The organism is Arthrobacter sp. NPDC093139, assembly GCF_044754165.1.
GTDB lineage: Bacteria > Actinomycetota > Actinomycetes > Actinomycetales > Micrococcaceae > Arthrobacter.
In genome coordinates, this window is record NZ_JBIVOO010000002.1 from 468,542 (window position 1) to 488,243 (window position 19,702).

The window sequence follows — 19,702 nt, forward strand, 5'->3', positions numbered from 1 at the left end:
CCCCCAGTTAAACCATCGATTTGAGGGGGCTCAATTGGGGGTGGGTCCCGGGACGCCCGTCCATGTGCCCCGCAACCCCAGTTTTTTCCAAGAACGGCCGAACATGCTCATGGCAGTCCTTCGAAAGGAGACACAGCCATGTCCGTTTCCCGACGGCGCCCCGTGCCAGCGGCATCCCAAACGGCGCTGTCGCAGGCGGCACTGTCCCAGGCGTCGCTATCCGAGACAGGACCAACCCCGTGGGACGGCTAGCACGTCACCGGGCAGCTCGGCCCGAAACCGCTGGCGGAAAGTTCGGGCGGCACGTTTGGAGCCGAAAAACCACGACGGCGGCAGTTCTGGCTGCCGGCCTGCTCGCCACCCGCTTGTGGGTCCTTGAGCCGATGACCGTCAGTTCCGAAAGCATGGAGCCGGCGGTTCCCCGCGGAAGCACTGTCCTGCTGTACAAGCCCGGCCCGCTCCTGGGTGGCCTGAGGGCCGGGGACCTGGTGGTGTTCAGCAGCCCCGAGGACGGGCGCCCGACGCTCAAACGCGCCATCGCATTCCAGGGCCAGTCTGTGGCCATCGAAGACTCCGTCCTGGTTGTGGACGGGACACCGCAGGCCGAGCCCGGAGTCGACCACAGCCGGATCGACGGCACGTACTTCGGCCCCGTCACCGTCCCTGCCGGCCATGTCTTTGTGCTTGGCGACAACCGGTCCGGTTCCATCGATTCCCGGGCCTACGGCAGCGTTCCGTTGGACAAGCTGCAGGCCACCGTGGCGTGGCCATCGGGGGAATAGCGGGCAGGGCGTAGACGGCAGAAGATAAGTATGCTGGGTATCAGCTTCCGGCCGTACGCGGCCGGGGCCTGTCAACAGCAGCGGAGGAAGAAATGAAAGCGTCCCAGACACTGGCCGGCAACCTTCAAATGGTGCTCACCGATCTGATCGAACTTCATCTGCAGGGGAAGCAGGCGAACTGGAATCTGGTAGGCACCAACTTCCGGGACCTGCATCTCCAGCTGGATGAGATCATCGCCAGCGCCCGGCTGCTTGCGGATCAGACGGCGGAGCGCATGCGCGCGCTCCACAGCCTTCCGGATGGTCGTAGCGCAACAGTGTCAGCCGGCACGCGGCTGGAGGAATTCCCCGGCGGGCTCACAACCACCAAGGACACGGTCAAACTGATCACCGCCCGGCTGGAGCAGACCGTGAAAACCATACGGGACGTCCACGACGAAGTGGACGAGGAGGACCCAACGAGCGCTGACTTGCTGCATGCCGCCATCTCGCGCCTGGAACAGCTGGCGTGGATGGTGAACGCGGAAATCATGGCGGCGTCGGCCTCTGTGACTGCGCCCGCGGAAGACTGAGCCGCCGTGAACCCGCCCCGCCGCCGATGGCAGGCGGTCCCAATCAGCTCCACGCCGGAACAGCTCGCAGACCTTGACCCGACGCTCGAGGCAGTCGCGGCCGCAGTGGAGGACGTCCCCGCGCTGCTAGCCGCCGCCAACGAGGCCGGGAAATCCGCGCCAAAGCCGGGAGGCGGGGACACCGCACGGCTTTGGGAACTGCTGGCGTCTGTCGCCTCCATCGACGTGGCTGCCGGACGCATCCTTGAACCGCACCTTGACGCCGGCGCCATACTTTCGCAGGCGGGAATGGCAGACTTCTTCACCGGAACCTGGGCGGTCTTCGCTGCTGAGGGACCCGGCACCCGCCTGACAGCGCAGCCCGGACCCCAGCCCGGGGGAGTGCAGCTCACCGGGTCCAAGCCATGGTGCTCGCTGGCCCAGTTCGTGGATCACGCGGTGGTCACCGCGCACACCGCAACGGGAGGCCGGGGCGCCTTTGCCATCGACCTCAGGGATGCCGGCGTGACCTGCATCGACCCCGAATGGACCAGCAGGGGCCTGCGGGAAATACCTAGCGGGACCGTTCATTTTGACCGCGTGGCGGCGGTGCCGCTCGGCGATGATGGCTGGTATTTTCAGCGCCCGGGATTCGCCTGGGGCGGCATGGGGGTGGCGGCGTGCTGGCTGGGCGGTGCCGTTGCACTCGGACGGTACTTCAAGGCCGCACTCATTCGGGGCGCGCATTCCCAGCGTGAGCCAGACCAGGTGGCCCTCGCCAGCCTGGGCGAGGTGGACAGGATCCTCACATCCACGTCCCAGTACCTCGCCCGCGCGGCTGAACTTGTCGACGGCGGCCGGCTGGGAGGCGTTGACGCGCCGGCGGCGCTGGCCGCGGTCCCGCCGGCAGAGCTCAGGCATGCAGAGGCAGCGAAAGGAGAGCCAGAAGGCGGAGGCGGGCAGGGCGCCGGTGCGTGGAGTGAGGCGCTCCGGGTCCGCGGAACCGTTGCCGCCGCCGTCGACCGCGTTCAGCAGCTGGTGAGCCAGAACCTCGGGCCGGGACCGCTGGCCTTCGACGACCGGTACGGAAAATGCATGGCGGACCTGTCGCTTTACGTCCGTCAGCACCATGCGACGCGCGACGACGCCGAACTCGGCGCGCTGACCCTAAAGGGCGAACACGCGTGGTGACCTTGGACCGCGTGTTCGGCGCCCAAGAGACCGGCGCAGCAACAGGTACCGCTTGCAGACTACTTCCTGGCTGACCTGGGAACCTCGGCGGGGTCCGGCGGTGTGCGCGTCATATCCTCGATGAGGCCAGAGGCAGCTATCTCACGAATGGCGAGGATTCCCCGGGCCGCGGCTTCCGTATCGTCAAACTTCGCTGACACGGCCAGTACGTTCCCGCCGTTATCCAAGAGTTTGGCCCTGCATCCTCCGCCTGAATCGGTGACAAGCTCAAAGCGCCCGGTCATGAGTGGATATCCCCCCGCTCGTCGGGCCTTCTGGATATATGCTCTGAGTCCCGCGAGCTGTCCGGAGGCCCGGTGTGGCCGACCGTTTGTCCTCGACGCTGGAGCTCTGCCGTAACAAGGTCAAGCAGAGCCTGGGCGGGTTCCGACAGTTGATTCGCTGATTCGGGGCTCCCTGCGTTGGCGCGATGGAGCAGGACTTGGCGGATACGTCTTAGTTCGCGGGAGGGCACGAGCGGCCATCGATGAAAGTGCCGACGTGCTGCGCCCAGTTCCGCCGAGAGGGGTGGGGTACTTGATCTGGGAGAGCGGATGGGCTGGTTTGACGAGGAAGTCATGCCGGGACCTTCCGGAGCAGTTCGGAGCCAGCTGCATGACTAAAACCAGCATAGCGGATGTGAGATAGATCATGCCGAGGGCGGGTAACAGACGCGGTGACCGCAAGGTCAACCATGCCCTTTTTCAGGTCGTCCTAGTCCGCATGGCATCCTGCCAACCGACCAAGGACAGAGCTCGGTGCATTGCCGCCAGCGGTGAGTGCGGGGACGATGATTGCATGGGAGTATACGTCTTAGCTTCCCGGACCCCGTTTGCGGGCGGTGCCTGATGCACGCGGACCGGGACCCCTGGGCAGGGCCCCTGGGCGGGGACGCCACGTATGCCCCTTTGCCGGTGTATCAGTCGTGGTCCGATGTGGTCTTCCTCCATTGGAGGATTCCCGTGGCAGCAGCGCAGCCGTACATGCCCCAAGGCGTCGAACCTGACGTGTATGCGGGTAAGACGTGGGTTGGCCTGATCGGCTTCCGGGTCACCCGCACCTGTCTGGGGCAGCGCCTGCGCCTTCCCTATGTTGGCGCCTTTACCGAGGTCAATGTCCGGCTGTATTCCCGTGACGCGGCGGGGCAACGCGGCGTGGTGTTCCTCTCGCTGGACGCTGACAGGCTCGCCTTCGTGCTGGGTGGCCGTGCCGCCGGACTGCCCTACGTGTGGTCCCGCTGCCGGTCCACCGCTACACACAGCAGTTTTCGAGGATACGGGTACGAGGTCGAACGTTTTCGCTGCCAAGGGACGTCCTCGTTCATTGCGTATCCCGACGTGGACTGCAGGGCCGTGGACGGTTTGTCGCTCTGGCTCACAGCCCGCTTCGGAATCCATACCCGCATGGGCCAGCGTGCCGTTTACCTGCCCATATCTCATCCGCCCTGGCGGCTGTATTGCGCTGCCGCGACAGCAGCGGAGGACGGCCTGGTCCGGGCCGCAGGGCTCACGGTCCACGGCCCGCCTGACTCCGTACTGTATTCCCCCGGTGTGCGTACGCAGTTCGGGCAGCCCCGGCAGCTGGACGGCCTCTCCTAAACACCCTTGGCAGCCTCTTGCTTCCGGCGGGCCGCAAGGGCGGCCGAAGCTGGGCTACAGCGGGAACTGATCATCCATGTGCACGGGAAGGAACGGCCCTTCCTGACGATGAAGCGCGGTGAGACGATCAAATATATGACCGAAAAGAAGGATAAGGGTCCCCCTGCGTCCGCCGACGGGCCCGGCCAGCATGGCCATGACCAGGAGAGCTACGGCGGGTCCCCATCCACGCAGCAGATGCGCACCGTGGGCAGGCGCCGGCGGGATGCTGAAGAAAAGCTGGAGCACCATCTGGATGAGGCCCGGCACAAGAACGATCCCCACCCGGACGAGCACGGAGACAACTTGCCCAGGTAGCCGCCCGTGGCATGTGATCGGGGATAGTGTCCAGGGCCTGTATGCGGTGATGAAACGAGCCAGCCCCCTCAGGCCGGGGGGGGCCCTCGAGGTTGATGTCCCGTGCCCGGATCGAGCCGGACGCCCTGGAACAGCTCCGGTCTGCGCACTGTCCCGCCACTTACCGCCGGACATCGACCCGCTCCAGTCCGACTACACTCACACCATCCTCATCCGCCACCGATGCCATACCCCTCCCGGCTGGGCTATTTTTTCAGGAACCCGGTGCGTCCCTTCCACGGGACGCCTGCCAAAGAAGAATCCAAGTAACTTCCGCCGCCGCGTCAAGCAGGTACATCTTGCTGATTCTCCCCGAGAACCCGTAGAAAGCATCGATGAAGGCCAGCGTGGCCGCGGTGCCGATTCCGATGCGTCTTGCTTGGGCGAGGCTGTCGGATGAGTCGACGGTTCGGAGCTGGGCCAGCCCGTTGGCGATCAGCAGGCCGGCCACGGTCCGGACTAGCCATGTGTCGCTTTTGGGCCCGAAGACCAGTTCAAAACTGCGCATATGCGCCAGCGGCCACAGTCCGGTGATGACGTTATAGAGTCCGTGCGACCGGGCGATATCCAACTGCCTCATGCTCTCCTCCTTCAGGACCTCTCCGTGGAAAGGTGTCGCTCGTCCAGGCGGGCGGCAATGCTCAGGGGCCGGTGAATGGGCCAGTCATCCGGTTCCCTCGGACGGGCAGGTCTGCTGCCGCGATGCTCCCCGGGCCGTCCCGCCGGATGGCGGCGGCACGGCTCCGGGAGCGCGTCCGGCCGCTCACGTGTTCTGGACGTGGTCCTTGGCGTCCGAGGCACTGGACTTCACGTCAGAGGCGGCAGCCTGGCCTTCGTCTTTGACATGCTGGACCGCATCGCTTGCCGTGGTCTTGACGTTTTCCATGGCTTCCTGGGCGGGTTCCTTCAGGCCCTCGGCCACTTCTTTCGCGGCGCCGGTTAGCTGTGTGGTGACGGGCTCCGCGGCGGTTTTCAGGGCGTCGGCGGCTTCACGTTCCTTCCGGCTGGGCGGGATCAGGGAGGAGACGAGCAGTCCTGCGCCGAAGGCGATCAGCCCGGCGGCCAAGGGGTTGCCCTGGGTTTTCAGGGCGGCCTGGTGGGGCGCGTCGGCGACGGCGCTGGTCTGCCTGTGGACGATGTTGGACGGGGTGACTTTGCCTGCGACGGCGTCCACGTCGGTGCCAAGACGGGTGCGGGTTTCTTCGATGTCGGTGCGGATGGCGTCCGGCTTTTCACTCATCGGTTCTCTCCATTGGGTTTCAGGGTGGGCGGGATTTCCTGGAGTGTTTCGGCGGTCTGGGGCATGCCCTTGATTTTCTTGAGTTCCTTGCGCCCGACCGAGGCCAGGATCGCGGCGATGATGCCCCAGATGACGGCAACAACGACGGCGGACCAGCCCAGGCCTATCAGCTCGCCCAGCGCGTACCAGAGGGCGATGGACAGGAACAGGAGCACGAAGTGCCCCGCGACGCCGGCGCCGGCAAGCAGGCCGCCGCCCTTGCCGGCCCTCGTGCCTGACTGTTTGAGTTCTGCCTTCGCGAGTTCAATTTCCTGCCTGATCAGAGTAGAGAGATCCCGGGTGACATCACCGAGGAGTTCCCCGAGGGAATTGGTGTCCGCTTTGGCATGCGCGGTGGTGGGAGGAGGCTCCGGTATCTCGCTGCTCACAGGGGACGCCCTTCACCTTCGCCATACGGGTCATCGACGTCGCGCAGTGGAACCCCCGCAGTGGAACTTCCCGGCGGGGTCTGTGCCGGGGTCCCACGCGTGCCTTGTACTGTGGGCTCCCCATATGCGGTCTCCCCGTAAGCCGGAACACCCGTCGTGGGTTCGCCGTACAGGGACCCGCCCGCCCCTGATGTGAGGGTGCTTTCCGGGGCCAGGGTCTGGGTGGCCTGCGGCGGAACAGCGGTTCCTGCCGCTGCTGTGGAGCCCGGGGCTCCGGCCTGCAGGCTTCGGCCCAGCCGGCCGGCGAGCAGGCCGGCGCCGGCCGCGAGGAGCAGGAAGGTGCCGGGGCGCTGGCGGGCAAAGGTCTTGACCTCGTCCAGCAGGGAACCTGGGTCCCTGTTCTCCAGCCAAGAGGCGACGGACTCGGAGCGGTCGGCGGCCTGGTGGATCAGGTCGGAGGCGACACCTTGCTGGTCGGGGGCGTCGGCCATCGTGCGCAGCTGCGAGGAGATGCTGCGGATGCCCTCGGCGGCCTTCTGCTGTTGGGTGCCCGCCTGATCAGTCAGGTTGGACTTCGCCTGGTGCAGAAGATCCTTGGCGCTGGTCTTCGCCTCCGACGCTACGTTCGCGACCTCGGTCTTGGCGGTCTCGGCCACGCCCTGGGCTGCGCCGGCGGCCTGCCCGGCCACGTTCGCCGTTTCTTCCTTTACGGCATCCTTTTTGGTGGTGGCCCCCTCCTGCGCCGGGGATGGAGTGGCTGTTCCTGCCGTGCCGTAGGGGTCAGCGGGGTAGGGATCAGACGTCTGCGGCCATGGGTTCTCGGTCATCATTGCTCTCTTTCCTTGGCGGGTAGCTACTTGTTGATGGACCAGCACGCGGGACAATAGTAAGCCTGATTACTATCTGATAGTAGGCGGCCTTGCTAACCGACCTGTCCTCCATGCCCCTGCCGGCGCACGGGGCGTGCACTGCAATTGCCACCGATGGGGTCACCCAAAATCACGACTTGCCCGCGGCCGCAGCGCCCGCAAGTGCACCCCCAGGAAACTCGCTTCTAGGATGGTGCTGTGGGGACGGATGAGCAGAACGAGGACTTCCAGCGGCTACACCGGCTCATAGGGGGCACCGAGGATGTGAAGGGCTTCCTGGAGGGTATGACCCGATACGCTGCCACGACGCTTAGCGGGGCCGCCGGAGCTCGGATCGAGTGCGCTGTGACGCTGCATCGGCGCAAGCGCAGTGTCACCATCGCCGGCAGCAGCGACACAGCGATCCTGCTGGACGGCGTCGAGCAGGCTTTGGGTGAGGGCCCGTGCATGGAAGCACTCGAGACGCTCAAACCCGTGCTGCTGCCCGATACTGGCTCTGACCAGTGTTGGCCCAGATTCTCCGAGAGTCTTGCTGCGGCTGGCGCCCGCAGCGTGCTGGGAGTTCCCCTTCCCCTTGGGAAGGACGCATCTGCGGCATTGAACTTCTTTGCCCGGGAGACAGGTCTGTTCACCGAGGAAGCTATCGAAGAGGCAGTCGTCTTCGCGGACATGGCTGGTCATGCGCTCCGGCTGGCCGTACGGATCACTACTGCTGACCTTCTGGCAGAGGACCTGAAAGCTGCGATGGAACACCGGACAGCCATCGATCTTGTAACCGGCATCATCATGGAACAAAACCACTGCAGCCAGGACGAGGCGTTCGCGATGTTGCTAAACGCCTCCCAGAACCGCAACCAGAAGCTCCACGATGTCGCCGAGGGCATCCTCAAAGAACGGGCCGGCATCCACAAAAGGACGTCGGTCACCCACTTCGACGACTGACCACAGGGGAGCTGGCATCGAGAAGATATCTCGCGGCCACTTTCTCACGGGGTGCCGGCTCACTGGGTGTCGGCGCGGTCCTGGTCCTTCTGCTCGCGGCTGTGCTGTTCGCGGAGTTCGCGTCCCTGCCGGATGTCTTCTTCTTCCTTCTCCTGCAGTTTGTCGCTTTTCTTCGTGTCCCGGGGCGGCAACTGGATGGTCTCTTCCGCCTCAATGCCGGCCTGGAGTTGCCGGCCGCGTTCCATTTCAGCGTCGAACTCAGCGCCGAAAAGCAGGGACATGTTCAGGATCCACAGCCACAGGAGCATGACGATCACGCCGCCGATGGCCCCGTAGGTCTTGTTGTAGTTGGCGAAGTTGGCCACGTAGAAGGCAAAGCCCAGCGAGGCCAGCACGAACGCCAGGAGTGCAATGAAGGAGCCAATGCTCATCCACCGGATCTTCGGCTGTTTGACGTTGGGGGTGGCGTAGTACAGGATCGCGATGACCACGACGACCAGCAGGATGATGACCGGCCATTTGGCAATGTTCCACACGGTCAGGAACACGCCGCCGAGACCGAGGACCCCGCCTACCGCTTCCGCCACCGGCCCGCTGATCACCAGCATGGCCGCGAGCAGCGCGACGATCACCACGGACAGCAGCGTCACGCCGAGCATTGTGCCACGGAGCTTGACGAAGCCGCGGCCCTCGTCAATTTCGTAGATCCGGTTCATGCCCCGGCCAAAGGCGTTTACGTAACCGGAGGCGGACCAGAGGGCAGTTGCCAGGCCGATGACAAGGGTGAACCCTGCTGCCGGCGAAGAGGTCAGTTCCTGGATGGGCTCACGGATTGTGTCGATGGTGGAACCCGGTGCGATGCCCTGGGCGATATCCAAAAGCGCCGCCGTCGTCTTTTGCGCGTCGCCAAAGATTCCCAGCAGCGAAACCAGGGCGAGCAGTGCCGGGAACAGCGAGAGGACGGCATAGTAGGTGAGGCCTGCGGCGACGTCCGGGCACTGGTCTTGCGAAAATTCGCGCAGTGTCTTCTTGGCAATGTACTTCCAGGAAGGCTTGGTGACGTCCGTGGGGCTGTCGGGCTTGCGTTCGTCGTCCGGGGCGGGCGCCGTGGACGACTTCGCCGTGCTGGATTCCGGGGCTTCCTTGCTGGCCATGGGACCATCCTTTCGGGCACGTGCAGGCTGGCAAACGACTTAGGCTGTTTGCAGTGGAGGTGCCTGCGGTCAACGGGGATTCGATCGATCGCGCGAGCGCGGGTCACTGCCCATCGGATCGTCCGCGACTTCTTTTCCTGCCAGCGGATCGTTCGCAATGTGTGTCGGGGGCTCGGTGCTCTCTACGAGTTGGGGCGAGTCCAGGGGGCTGGGGGGCTTGGCGGCACCGGAGGTGGCGTCGGGCGGGGAAGTGGCCCCACCGAGTCCGGCTGTGGTGGCATCAGGTCCGGGGAGGTCCACAGGCGGCGGCGGAACGGCTGCACCCGCCGTTGGAACGTAGCTTCCGGAGGCGGACTCAGGCCCTGGGAGATCCACGCGCGGCGGCGGCACTGCAGCGCCGGTCGAGTCCGGCGCCTGCCGGGCTACCTCCTCTTTGGCGGCGTCCTCTTTGGCGGGGCCGCCCTTCGAGGAAACCGGGTCCGGTGATTTCGAGCGTTGCGAGGCCGCAGCGAGTGGTTCACTCCCGTCCTGCGGCCTTTGGTTCTCAGTCATCATCGCTCTCTTTCAAAGAAGGTGGGCTGCCGATCACAGCCGGAGTTACTCGCTATAAAATAGTAAGCATGATTACTATTAGATAGTAAGTACCCCGATTGCCGTTAGTTCAACCGGCCGGGCGTTGGAGCTGCGTTTGCTTCCGCGCGTTGGCTGGCCCGCGCTGGATATGGAGAGAGGTGGATCCTCGGTGGATACAACCGTGTGGGTATGGATCGTTGTTGGAATCGTCGTGGTGGCACTGATTGTTGTGCTGCTCATGACGAGCCGCAAGCGCAAGGAAGCGCTTAGGCAAAAGCGCGATGAAGCGAACCGTCAGCACGCTGCGGAAATCCGCAGGGAAGCGGAGAATACGGAACTAGAGGCCCGGGAGAACGAGGCCCGGGCGCTTCGGGCGAAGTCGGACGCGGAGCAGGCGCAGGTCGAGGCTGCACGGCTTCGCCAGGAGGCGGAGCAGCGCCAGTCCGAGGCGGAGGGCCTGCGAAGCGACTCGGAGAAGCATATGACCAAGGCGAACGCGCTGGATCCGGATGTGCAGGACGACGGCAGCCGGCGTCCAGGGGCTGCGACCGCTCCCGACCAGAGGGTCGACGCTTCACGAAGCCCGGCAAGCGACCGCAATCCGGCCAGCGACACGCGCACCGACTCCGGTGCCGAGCCTGGCCCAACCGATGCACGACGGAACACTCCGCGGGAGTGACGGGCTGCAGGCGCCCCGCGCTGGTGCATCCACTCGCGCTGGTGAACCAATGAGCACCGTCGGGGCGTGTCCGTCTAGTGCTGTCCCCGCACCCTGCGCCGCGGGTTCAGTGTGTGCCGCGGCTTCAGCGGCGGGGACGGGGGCACGCCGGCCCCTGCCCCCATGCCCTCGATCACTTCCTGGATGGCATCCAAGGATGACGTCCTGGGCTCCCAGCCGAGTTCCGTGCGGGCGCGCGCCGTTTCCATGATGGGCGCGCCGGCGGCCATCTCGACCCAGCCTGAATCCGTCTGCTGCAGCCGGAGACGCCATGTGGCGTCCACGAAAGCGTGCAGGAAGCGCACGGGAATGGGCAGCACCCGCCGCGCATGGAAGAGGCGGGCCAGATTCTGTGGGGTGACTACCGGCTCGGCTGCGACGTTGAACGCCCCGGCCGCCTTGCGCTGAATGACACGCCAGTAGGCGTCTGCCACATCGTCCGCATGCACGGCCTGGAAGACAAACTCGTCCGGAATCGGCAGGATGGGCAGCGCCGGACGGCGCGGCACGAGCCGGGGGTGGACCATGCCCAGGAAATATCGTCCCACCTCACTTCCTGCGTCACGCTGAAAAATCAGCCCCGGCCGCAGCCTCGCCACGGTGACGGAAGGATTGTCCCAGGCGAACCGGTCCAGCAGCGCCTCCTGCTCGGCCTTGTCCCGGCTGTAGTGGGAGCCGGCCATGCCTCTGGCGGGCCAGCCCTCGTCCACCCGCCTATCCTTATCCGCCTTGCTGTAGGCGCCGACCGAGGAGGCGCACACCACGTGCCCGACCCCCGCGTCCTTTGCTGCGGCCAGCACGTTGGCGGTGCCCGTGACATTCGTCCGGTGCAGCACGGCAAGGTCCCTGTTGGGCTGGACCTGCCATGCCAAATGCACCACCGCGTCAACTCCGGCGAACGCTGCGCGGATGCCGGCTTGGTCACTGTCCAGGCCGACGTCCGCGGCGTGCCACTCGACCCCGGCATAGGGGGCCCGTGAACTGTCCGGCATCCGGCGGCTGATGCCCACCACTTCCGGACCGCCGTCGGGCTCCTGCTGCAATCTGCGCAGCAGAGCCGTGCCCGCGTTTCCGCTCGCTCCTGTAATGGCGATTCGCATGTCGTATCCTCCGTGGTTGCGTTGGACCGGTTCCGGCGGCATAGCCGTGGTCCGGCCGCCGTATGCCCTGATGCTTTCCTGAGCCTATCGCCTGGGAGGCATTGTGTAATAAGCACGCTTATGTTTTCCTACCACTAAGTCTTGCCGCAGGCTTTCTTGAGATCCACATCGAAGGAATCCCCGACAATGCCAGAGAATCCGCCCCATAACACCGTGGATAGCGCCCGGAATGGTGACCCCTTGTTCGAGGACACCTGCCACGGGCCCGACGTGCGCCGTTCCAGGCGTCCGGCCCAGCAGGCCGGCCGCCTCCATGAGGCCTTCCAGAATCAACTTGTCCTGAACTACCTCGACCTCGCCGAGTCCCTCGCAGCACGCTTCGCCACACGCGGCAGGGACCGGGCGGACCTGGTCCAGGTCGCCTACCTTGGGCTGGTCAAGGCTGCCAGGGGGTTCGATGAGAAAAAGGGGGAGAGCTTCCCCGCCTACGCCGCCCCCACGATCAGCGGCGAGCTGAAGCGGTTCCTCAGGGACCGTTGCTGGACAGTCCGGCCGCCGCGCAGGGTGCAGGACGTGCGGACCCAACTGTTGCGCACGGCACCGGACCTGACGCAATCCCTGGGCAGGGTCCCCACCGATCAGGAGTTGGCAGCTGAGATGCGTGTGTCGGCTGATGAACTCAGGGAAGCCATGGCTGCGGGGAGCAGCATGCATCCCGATTCGCTCGACAACGCAGATCCCTGGGGCGGACCGCCGATGGCCGACGTGCTGGTCTCCCCCGATACGGCCATAGAACGCCTGGAAGAACTGGTCTGCCTGAATGAGGCAATCCAGGAGCTGGACCCTGACGACAGGGAAATGCTCTACCGGCGCTACTTCTGCGAAGAGACGCAAACCGAACTGGGCCAGCGGTTCGGGATTTCGCAGATGCAGGTGTCGCGTCGCCTGTCGCGCATCCTTGTCCGGCTGCAGCACCGGCTCCTGGCTGAGGAAGATCAGGACAGCGGGAGCCCGCGTACCGCAGTGAGCACGTCCGCCACTGAAACAGCCAGAAGTGCCGGGTCGGGTGTGGCCGCGAAGGTGTCGCCCCGTCGCGCTTGAGCATCGGTGAGCACAACGTGCGGTCCCGGCGGTGGCCCCCATACTTCCACTGGGGCGGGTCCGAACAGTACGACCGAGGGCCGTGAATACGCCGAGGCAAGATGCGCCGCGCCCGTGTCGGCCGAGACCACCAGTCTCGCCTCTGCCACCGCCGCCACGAATTCCGTCAACCCCAATGTGCCAGCCAGGACGTGGTTCTCGCCGAGGCCTGACAGGCGGGCAACATCAAGCGCCCGCGGTCGCTCCGCTGTGCTTCCCGTGAAGACTACATTGTGCCCGTCGGCAGCCAGCGTCCGGGCCACCTCGCCGAACCTCTCAGCAGGCCACAGACGGCTGCCATAGGCTGCGCCCACGTGAAGCACTGTGGCGCCGGGGCAGGGACTGGGAACCGCAGGAGGGAGCAGCCGGTAGTCAGCAGGTTCGGCCTCGATGCCATGCCACTGCAGCAGGCGGGTCCAGCGCTCTCGTTCGTGGATGTCCTTGATCCAGACAGGGCCAGGCCTGCCGTCGGCATGGTGGCCAACGATGGTACGCGGCTTGATTTCAGCCAGCCGGTCGTCGCTTTCCGGTCCGCTGCCGTGGAGGTTCACCGCCACGTCCACCCGGCCGGGTTCGATAGGAATCGGAACGTCCAGGCCGTGGGTGGGGAGCAGTTCGTATCCGCCCACCAGCTCCAGGGCTCCCGCCAGCCAGCCTTGGGCCGCGTAGAGCAGCCGGTGGTCCGGGTACGCGCGTCGCAGTGCGCGGAGTGCCGGCACCGCGACCAGCAGGTCGCCGAGCTTTAAGGCGCGGAGAACCAGCAGGACCGGCTGTTCCTGATTGCCATTCGATGCTTCCACTGACTGGCCTCCTCGGCTGAAGGACCGCCCGTTCGGGCTGCCTGACGAGGAGTCTAGTCCGAAGAAGTAGGCGGCCGGTTGTTTAGGCCTCTGCCGGAGGGGGAACGAGGGGTGTATGGCAAGCAACGCTTCTCTGCTCAGGGCTGTGCTGTTCGACCGGGACGGCACCCTGGTCGTGGACGTGCCCTACAACGGGGATCCCCGGAAGGTCAGGCCGTTCCCCGGTGCGCGAAAAGTCCTGGACGAACTGCGCAGCCGGGGACTGGCGACGGGCGTCGTTAGCAACCAGTCGGGTATTGCCCGGGGCATCCTGACCCCTGGCGAGGTCGATAGCGTCAACGCAAGGGTGGAGGAGCTACTCGGCCCCTTTGACGTCTGGGAAGTGTGCCCGCATGGCGACCACGACGGCTGCGTCTGCCGCAAACCCGCCCCCGGGATGATTCGCAGTGCCTGCAGCCGGCTGGGCATCGATGCATCGGAAGCGGCGTTCATCGGCGACATCGGCAGCGACATGGAGGCTGCGCGCGCCGCCGGAGCCAGGGGCGTCCTGGTACCCACACCGCTGACACGTGACGAGGAGGTTGCTGCTGCCGGTGAGGTCGCAGCGGACCTGGAGCAGGCAGTCGCGCTGCTCCTCCGGGGACCGGTATGAGCAGGATCATGGTGGCCCGCCTGGACAGCGTGGGCGACGTCCTGCTCGCCGGCCCCGCCGTCAGGGCCGTGGCAAACGGCAAGAGGGCCGACGGCGGCAGCCCCAACGATGTCGTCGTGCTCTGCGGGCCGCAAGGGCAGGCCGCGGCCTCGTTGCTGCCGCACGTCTCGGACGTTTTCGCCTGGGACAGCCCGTGGATCGCCAACCCCGCGCCGCCCATGACCGGGCCGCACCTGGACACCCTCGTGAACTTTGTGCGCAACTCCCGGATCACCGAGGCCGTCATCCTCACGTCCTTCCACCAGTCCCCGCTCCCGTTGGCGCTGGTCCTGCGGCTGGCAGGCGTGGGGCGCATTACCGGGGCGTCCACTGACTACGCCGGATCCCTCCTGGACGTCCGGCTGAAGCCCGGCGAGGACTTCCCCGAAGACCAGCCGGAAGCCGTGCGGGCGCTGGGCATCGCCCGGGCGGCAGGCTTCCGGCTCAAGGCAGGTGACGACGGAAAACTGATGGTCAAGGACCCGCCCGACGTAAAACACCTCGTGGGTGAGGGGCCTTACGTGGTGGTGCATCCGGGAGCGACGGTTCCGGCGCGGGCCTGGCCTCCGCTGCATCACGCTGCGGCCGTGGAACTGCTGGAGGGCACCGGCCACCGGGTGGTGGTGACCGGGGGACCCGGAGAAACAGAACTCACTGCCACGGTGGCCGGCCCGTCCGGTATTGACCTTGGCGGGCAGACGGACTTGAAGACCCTCTCCGGAGTCTTGGCAAACGCGGAGGTGGTGGTCGCCGGCAATACCGGGCCCGCCCACCTGGCGGCCGCCGTCGGGACCCCGGTGGTGAGCCTGTTCTCACCGGTAGTCCCGGCCGTCCGCTGGGCACCCTACGGCGTTCCGTTGGAACTGCTAGGTGACCAAAATGCGCCGTGCCGCCTGACCCGCGCCCGGATTTGCCCCGTTCCGGGGCATCCGTGCCTGGGCTCAGTATCCCCGGAGCAGGTGGTGGACGCCGTTGAGCGGCTGATCAGCGGGGTTTCCTCGCTCAACACGCGGAGAAAGGTGCGCAGGCAATGAGAATTCTCCTCTGGCACGTGCATGGGTCGTGGACGGACGCGTTCGTCCGGGGCCGGCACGAATACCTCCTGCCGGTACTGCCCGACGGCGGCCCCTGGGGCCTGGGCCGCGCCGGCCGGAACTGGCCCGCGTCAGTCCGTGAGGTCTCGCTGGCGACGCTCGCCGCGGACAGCATTGACGCCGTCGTCCTGCAGCGCCCCGCGGAAGCAGCTGAGGTGGCCCGGGTGCTGGGGCTGCGCCCCGGCATCGACTTGCCTGCCGTGTATGTGGAGCACAACACGCCCAAGGGCGATGTCCCCTTCACGGTGCATCCGCTCGCCGGCCAGCGCGAGATTCCGGTGGTCCACGTGACCCATTTCAACGAGCTTTTCTGGGATAACGGCGGGGCGCGGACCACTGTGATCGAACATGGCATCCCCGACCCCGGCTACCTGTACACCGGGGAGATTCCGGAGCTGGGCGTGGTGGTGAACGAGCCGGTCCGCCGGGGGAGGGTGACCGGAACGGATCTGCTGCCCGGCTTCGCAGCGGCCGCCCCGCTCCAGGTCTTCGGGATGGGTGGCGATGACCTTCATGCAAGCACCGGGATCGGACCGTCCAGGCTGAGGATCCGCGGCGACCTGAAAAGCGCAGCGCTTCACCGGGAACTGGCCCGCTGCAGGGTCTACCTTCACCCGCTGCGGTGGACCTCGCTGGGACTCGCGCTGCTCGAAGCGATGCATCTGGGTATGCCCGTCCTCGCCCTGGCCACTACTGAGGCTGCCCGGGCGGTGCCTGCTGAGGCCGGCGGGATCTCAACGGACGTGCACGAGCTGCGCCGGTGCGCCGAACTCCTCATCAACGACCCCGAAGAGGCGCGCCGCCGGGGCAAGGCAGCCCGGGAGGCTGTGCTGGAGCGCTATGGACTCGACCGCTTCCTGGCCGACTGGGACATGCTGCTGGCAGAACTCAGGGCCAGGCCCCGGAGGGGGAATGCGGTGCAGGAACTTTTGGCGGGGCAGGAAACTTCGGAGGGGAATGGGAGATCGATGGGGCCCGGAACCGAGCCCCTAACGCCGGCGCGAGAAAGGAATACCCATTGAGAATCTCAATGATTTCAGAACACGCCAGTCCATTGGCAGCGCTTGGCGGAGTGGATGCGGGAGGGCAAAACGTCCACGTGGCCGCACTGTCCATCGCCCTGGCCCGGCGCGGCCACCGCGTCACGGTCTATACCAGGCGCGACTCGCCGGACTTGCCCGCAAGGGTGCGGGTGCAGCCCGGGCTGGAGGTGGTCCACATCGACGCCGGTCCCGCTTCGCACGTGCCGAAGGACGAACTGCTGCCGTTCATGGGCGCGCTCGCCGACGGTGTGGCCCGGGACTGGGGGAACTCCCCGCCGGACGTCGTCCACGGCCACTTTTGGATGTCCGGCATGGCGGCCCTGGACGCCGGACGCCGCCAACCCGCCGGGTGCCGTGTTCCGGTGGTGCAGACATTCCACGCCCTCGGCACGGTCAAGCGGCGGCATCAGGGCAGTGACGACACGAGTCCGGCGGAGCGCCGCTTCCTCGAACCGTCCGTGGGACGGTCGGCGGACCGCATTATCGCGACCTGCTCGGACGAGGTTTTCGAGCTGAAGTCGATGGGGATTGAGACGGGAAAGGTGTCGATCGCCCCGTGCGGTGTGGACCTGGACCTGTTCTCCGCTGCGGGGCCGGCTGATTCCAGGACCCGCTCCCACCGCATCCTGTCAGTGGGCCGCCTAGTTCCGCGCAAGGGCGTGGACCTGGTCATCCGTTCCCTCCCGTACCTGAAGGACGCTGGGTTCGACGACGTCGAGCTCCTCATTGTTGGCGGTGGCGGAGCGGCAGACAGACACGATCCCGAAGCGCACCGGCTCCTGGATCTGGCACGGGACCTTGGTGTGGCGGATCAGGTGGAGCTCCGCGGCCAGGTGCCGCGCCACGCTATGCCTGGGATTTTCCGCAGCGCCGATGCTGTTGCATGCACCCCCTGGTATGAGCCTTTCGGCATCGTTCCCCTGGAGGCCATGGCATGCGGAGTTCCCGTGGTCGCCGCAGCAGTCGGCGGTCTGACGGACAGCGTCGTCGATCACGGAACAGGCCTGCACGTGCCGCCCAAGGATCCCGAGGCCATTGCTGACGCCTTGGCAACCCTGCTGGCCAGCCCGGAGCTTCGGACCAGGCTTGGACGGGCGGGCGAGCGGCGGGCGAAGGCCCGCTATTCCTGGAGCCGGGTCGCGGCCGAAACCGAAAAGGCGTACCAGCTGGCCATCGCGGGAGCCGCAGATGCCGCCAATCTGGAACCGATGGAAGGAGCGGCACTGTGACAACGGAATGGTCCTTGCGGGAAGCTGAGCTTCCGCCCCTGCACCCGCTGGAACCCGGCCCCGGGCTTGAGCCCCGGGCGGACGGGTCCGATCCGGACTTTGCCGTCTCTGCGGCTTCCCGCGAGGCAGTGCGAATCCATCTGGAAAATGTCCTTCCCGCGCTGCGGTCGCTGGAGAACCAGGCGGACCGGCTGGCGGCCTGGGGCGTGGAGTTGGCCCACCGGTTGCTCGGCGGCCAGCGGCTGCTGGCAGCCGGGAACGGCGGCTCGGCTGCCGAGGCCCAGCACCTGACGGCCGAACTGGTGGGAAAGTTCGACGGCGAGCGGGTGCCTTTCTCAGCGATCTCGCTGCACGCGGAGAGTTCGGCGGTGACGGCCATCGCCAACGACTACGGTTACGCGGAGCTGTTCGCCCGCCAGGTGCGTGCGCACGGACGGTCCGGCGACATCCTCCTGCTGCTTTCCACCAGCGGCAAGAGCCCCAATCTGCTCCGCGCCGCCGAGGCAGCCGCCCGGCTCAATGTGACCACCTGGGCACTCACCGGACCCGGTCCGAATCCGCTGGCCTCCTGCTGTGACGACGCCGTGGTCATCAACGCCCTCTCAGCCAACGCGCAGGAGGGCCATCTCATCGCACTACATGCCATCTGCCGGTCCTTCGAGGCAGAAATTGCCCGGAAGGACCGGACGGCCGCCGGGTCGGAGGACGATCAGGGATGAGGATCACGGTAGTGGGTGACGTGCTGCTGGATGTGGACCTTGCCGGCGAAGCAACCCGGCTGTGCCCGGACGCTCCGGTCCCTGTGGTGGACGTCGCTGAGGTGCGGCGGCGGGCGGGCGGTGCGGGGCTGGTTGCCCGAATGCTGGCCCAGGACGGGCACCGGGTCACTTTGGTGACGGTGCTTTCAGACGACGACGCGTCCCTGGAAGTGGAAGGCGCGCTCGGCGGCGTGCGGGTTGTGGCCGGACCCTCGGGGGCCAGGACGCCGGTAAAGACCCGGGTCCGGGCCGGCAGCCACCCCGTGGTCCGGGTGGACGAGGACTGCAGCCGGCCGGAGGTTCCCGGGGCGACGGCCGGCATGCTCAAAGCCATTGAGCAGTCAGAGGTTGTCGTCATTGCCGACTACGGCCGCGGCCTGGCGGCCAACGCGGAGATCCGGTCCCTTCTCACGACCCTGGCGGACGACGTTCCCATCGTGTGGGACCCGCACCCCGCCGGCGCTGTTCCCGTGCCGGGGGTTGCCGTGGTCACGCCGAACCTGGCCGAGGCCGCCAAAGCCGCGGGCATAGCGGCGGAGACACCCGCCGAAATCGAAGAAGCAGGCAACGTGCTGCTCGACCGCTGGCAGAGCAAGGCCGTGCTGGTGACCATGGGGGAGCGGGGCGGACTGCTGCTTGGGCGGCGGGACCGCCTGCCGCGGACAATACCGGCACCTCCAACGGCCGTCAGTGATCCATGTGGTGCCGGAGACAGGCTCGCTGCGAGCCTGGCGGTGCACCTGGCCCAAGGCCGCGGCGTCGAGGACGCAGTGGAACTCGCCATCCACGAGGCGGCCGGGTTCCTGGGCGCGGGGGGAGTATCTTCCCTGCCGGAACGCCATCGGCCAACCTGGCGGCATCGGCGTGACGAGGACGCCCCGGGGCTGGCCCGGAGGATCCGGGCCAAGGGCGGAACCGTCGTTGCCACCGGGGGGTGCTTCGACCTGCTCCATGCCGGCCACGCCCGGACGCTGGCGGCGGCCCGGGACCTCGGCGACTGCCTGATCGTGTGCCTGAACTCGGACGAGTCCGTGCGCAGGATCAAGGGAGAACAGCGGCCCATCGTCAGTCAGCAGGACAGGGCCGAGCTTCTCCTTGCCCTCGAGTGCGTGGACGCCGTGATGATCTTCGAAGAGGACACTCCCGAGGCCTGCCTGGATGAGCTGCGCCCGGACGTCTGGGTGAAGGGCGGAGACTATCAGGCCTCACAGCTTCCCGAAGCAGGTCTCGTGGAAAGCTGGGGCGGCCGGTGCGTGACGGTGCCTTTCCACGCCGCCCGGTCTACGTCTGTCCTGGCAGATGCGCTGGCGAAGGTCAGCTGACGCACCCTCGAAGGGCGCCAGGGCCGCCAGATAAACCTGAAAGA

General features: G+C 66.6%; 23 protein-coding genes. 14 read left to right on the forward strand and 9 right to left on the reverse strand.

The genetic code is table 11. The features are described from left to right. The first annotated feature begins 239 nt into the window (after positions 1–239). The 3 genes from lepB (at position 240) to ACIP90_RS05295 (ending at position 2,524) form a co-directional block, all read left to right on the forward strand. Positions 240–782: a signal peptidase I gene (lepB, locus tag ACIP90_RS05285; protein WP_400577531.1), complete on the forward strand. Its 543-nt coding sequence runs from the start codon at positions 240–242 to the stop codon at positions 780–782. Positions 783–874: 92 nt separating this feature from the next. Then, on the forward strand, positions 875–1,354 hold the full coding sequence (locus ACIP90_RS05290) for a Dps family protein (protein WP_400577532.1): 480 nt from the start codon (positions 875–877) through the stop codon (positions 1,352–1,354). Positions 1,355–1,360: 6 nt separating this feature from the next. Next, the gene (locus tag ACIP90_RS05295; protein ID WP_400577534.1) at positions 1,361–2,524 is read left to right on the forward strand and encodes a hypothetical protein; all 1,164 of its coding nucleotides are present in this window, start codon (positions 1,361–1,363) and stop codon (positions 2,522–2,524) included. 59 nt (positions 2,525–2,583) lie between these two features. On the opposite strand, the gene ACIP90_RS05300 is transcribed toward ACIP90_RS05295, so the two are convergent. Then, positions 2,584–2,724: a hypothetical protein gene (locus ACIP90_RS05300; protein ID WP_400577536.1), complete on the reverse strand. Its 141-nt coding sequence runs from the start codon at positions 2,722–2,724 to the stop codon at positions 2,584–2,586. A 687-nt stretch (positions 2,725–3,411) separates the two neighbouring features. Between ACIP90_RS05300 and ACIP90_RS05305 the strand changes: the two genes are divergently transcribed. Both ACIP90_RS05305 and ACIP90_RS05310 read left to right on the forward strand, forming a co-directional pair. After that, entirely contained in the window at positions 3,412–4,161 is a 750-nt protein-coding gene (locus tag ACIP90_RS05305; protein ID WP_400577537.1) for a YqjF family protein, read from the forward strand. Between the two features lie 135 nt (positions 4,162–4,296). Further along, the gene (locus ACIP90_RS05310) at positions 4,297–4,518 is read left to right on the forward strand and encodes a hypothetical protein (RefSeq protein ID WP_400577539.1); all 222 of its coding nucleotides are present in this window, start codon (positions 4,297–4,299) and stop codon (positions 4,516–4,518) included. 253 nt (positions 4,519–4,771) lie between these two features. Here ACIP90_RS05310 and ACIP90_RS05315 read toward each other — a convergent pair whose 3' ends face one another. From ACIP90_RS05315 to ACIP90_RS05330, 4 genes are all read right to left on the reverse strand, one after another. After that, the gene (locus ACIP90_RS05315; RefSeq protein WP_400577541.1) at positions 4,772–5,137 is read right to left on the reverse strand and encodes a hypothetical protein; all 366 of its coding nucleotides are present in this window, start codon (positions 5,135–5,137) and stop codon (positions 4,772–4,774) included. Between the two features lie 183 nt (positions 5,138–5,320). Then, the gene (locus tag ACIP90_RS05320; RefSeq protein WP_400577542.1) at positions 5,321–5,797 is read right to left on the reverse strand and encodes a DUF3618 domain-containing protein; all 477 of its coding nucleotides are present in this window, start codon (positions 5,795–5,797) and stop codon (positions 5,321–5,323) included. Then, the gene (locus ACIP90_RS05325) at positions 5,794–6,225 is read right to left on the reverse strand and encodes a phage holin family protein (protein WP_400577543.1); all 432 of its coding nucleotides are present in this window, start codon (positions 6,223–6,225) and stop codon (positions 5,794–5,796) included. The genes ACIP90_RS05320 and ACIP90_RS05325 overlap by 4 nt, the downstream gene beginning before the upstream one ends. Further along, positions 6,222–7,055 carry a hypothetical protein gene (locus tag ACIP90_RS05330; protein WP_400577544.1) on the reverse strand — a complete coding sequence of 278 codons (834 nt, stop codon included), beginning with the start codon at positions 7,053–7,055 and terminating at the stop codon, positions 6,222–6,224. Before ACIP90_RS05330 ends, ACIP90_RS05325 begins: the two co-directional genes overlap by 4 nt. A gap of 237 nt (positions 7,056–7,292) precedes the next feature. Here ACIP90_RS05330 and ACIP90_RS05335 point away from each other — a divergent pair, with 237 nt between their 5' ends. Then, positions 7,293–8,036, forward strand: coding sequence for a GAF and ANTAR domain-containing protein (locus tag ACIP90_RS05335; RefSeq protein WP_400577546.1), 744 nt, complete (start codon positions 7,293–7,295; stop codon positions 8,034–8,036). A gap of 59 nt (positions 8,037–8,095) precedes the next feature. Here ACIP90_RS05335 and ACIP90_RS05340 read toward each other — a convergent pair whose 3' ends face one another. Next, entirely contained in the window at positions 8,096–9,190 is a 1,095-nt protein-coding gene (locus ACIP90_RS05340) for a YihY/virulence factor BrkB family protein (RefSeq protein WP_400577547.1), read from the reverse strand. Positions 9,191–9,259: 69 nt separating this feature from the next. Next, entirely contained in the window at positions 9,260–9,742 is a 483-nt protein-coding gene (locus ACIP90_RS05345) for a hypothetical protein (RefSeq protein ID WP_400577548.1), read from the reverse strand. Positions 9,743–9,932: 190 nt separating this feature from the next. Between ACIP90_RS05345 and ACIP90_RS05350 the strand changes: the two genes are divergently transcribed. Beyond that, entirely contained in the window at positions 9,933–10,442 is a 510-nt protein-coding gene (locus ACIP90_RS05350) for a hypothetical protein (protein WP_400577549.1), read from the forward strand. Between the two features lie 74 nt (positions 10,443–10,516). Here ACIP90_RS05350 and ACIP90_RS05355 read toward each other — a convergent pair whose 3' ends face one another. Then, complete coding sequence (locus tag ACIP90_RS05355) at positions 10,517–11,581, reverse strand: NAD-dependent epimerase/dehydratase family protein (protein ID WP_400577551.1); 1,065 nt, start codon at positions 11,579–11,581, stop codon at positions 10,517–10,519. A gap of 186 nt (positions 11,582–11,767) precedes the next feature. Between ACIP90_RS05355 and ACIP90_RS05360 the strand changes: the two genes are divergently transcribed. Further along, complete coding sequence (locus ACIP90_RS05360; protein WP_400577553.1) at positions 11,768–12,682, forward strand: sigma-70 family RNA polymerase sigma factor; 915 nt, start codon at positions 11,768–11,770, stop codon at positions 12,680–12,682. On the opposite strand, the gene ACIP90_RS05365 is transcribed toward ACIP90_RS05360, so the two are convergent. Further along, positions 12,577–13,521: a glycosyltransferase family 9 protein gene (locus tag ACIP90_RS05365; protein ID WP_400577555.1), complete on the reverse strand. Its 945-nt coding sequence runs from the start codon at positions 13,519–13,521 to the stop codon at positions 12,577–12,579. The genes ACIP90_RS05360 and ACIP90_RS05365 overlap by 106 nt on opposite strands. A gap of 115 nt (positions 13,522–13,636) precedes the next feature. On the opposite strand from ACIP90_RS05365, the gene ACIP90_RS05370 reads away from it, so the two are divergent. The 6 genes from ACIP90_RS05370 to rfaE2 are packed head-to-tail and all read left to right on the forward strand — an operon-like array spanning position 13,637 to position 19,658. Beyond that, complete coding sequence (locus tag ACIP90_RS05370; RefSeq protein ID WP_400577556.1) at positions 13,637–14,173, forward strand: D-glycero-alpha-D-manno-heptose-1,7-bisphosphate 7-phosphatase; 537 nt, start codon at positions 13,637–13,639, stop codon at positions 14,171–14,173. Beyond that, positions 14,170–15,246 (forward strand): glycosyltransferase family 9 protein, encoded by a 1,077-nt coding sequence (locus tag ACIP90_RS05375; RefSeq protein ID WP_400577558.1) that lies wholly within the window; start codon positions 14,170–14,172, stop codon positions 15,244–15,246. The genes ACIP90_RS05370 and ACIP90_RS05375 overlap by 4 nt, the downstream gene beginning before the upstream one ends. After that, positions 15,243–16,328 (forward strand): glycosyltransferase, encoded by a 1,086-nt coding sequence (locus tag ACIP90_RS05380; protein WP_400577560.1) that lies wholly within the window; start codon positions 15,243–15,245, stop codon positions 16,326–16,328. Before ACIP90_RS05375 ends, ACIP90_RS05380 begins: the two co-directional genes overlap by 4 nt. After that, positions 16,325–17,578: a glycosyltransferase gene (locus tag ACIP90_RS05385; protein WP_400577561.1), complete on the forward strand. Its 1,254-nt coding sequence runs from the start codon at positions 16,325–16,327 to the stop codon at positions 17,576–17,578. The genes ACIP90_RS05380 and ACIP90_RS05385 overlap by 4 nt, the downstream gene beginning before the upstream one ends. Then, positions 17,575–18,297 (forward strand): SIS domain-containing protein, encoded by a 723-nt coding sequence (locus ACIP90_RS05390; protein ID WP_400577562.1) that lies wholly within the window; start codon positions 17,575–17,577, stop codon positions 18,295–18,297. Before ACIP90_RS05385 ends, ACIP90_RS05390 begins: the two co-directional genes overlap by 4 nt. Then, positions 18,294–19,658 (forward strand): D-glycero-beta-D-manno-heptose 1-phosphate adenylyltransferase, encoded by a 1,365-nt coding sequence (gene rfaE2, locus ACIP90_RS05395; protein ID WP_400577563.1) that lies wholly within the window; start codon positions 18,294–18,296, stop codon positions 19,656–19,658. Before ACIP90_RS05390 ends, rfaE2 begins: the two co-directional genes overlap by 4 nt. The last annotated feature ends 44 nt before the right edge of the window (positions 19,659–19,702 follow it).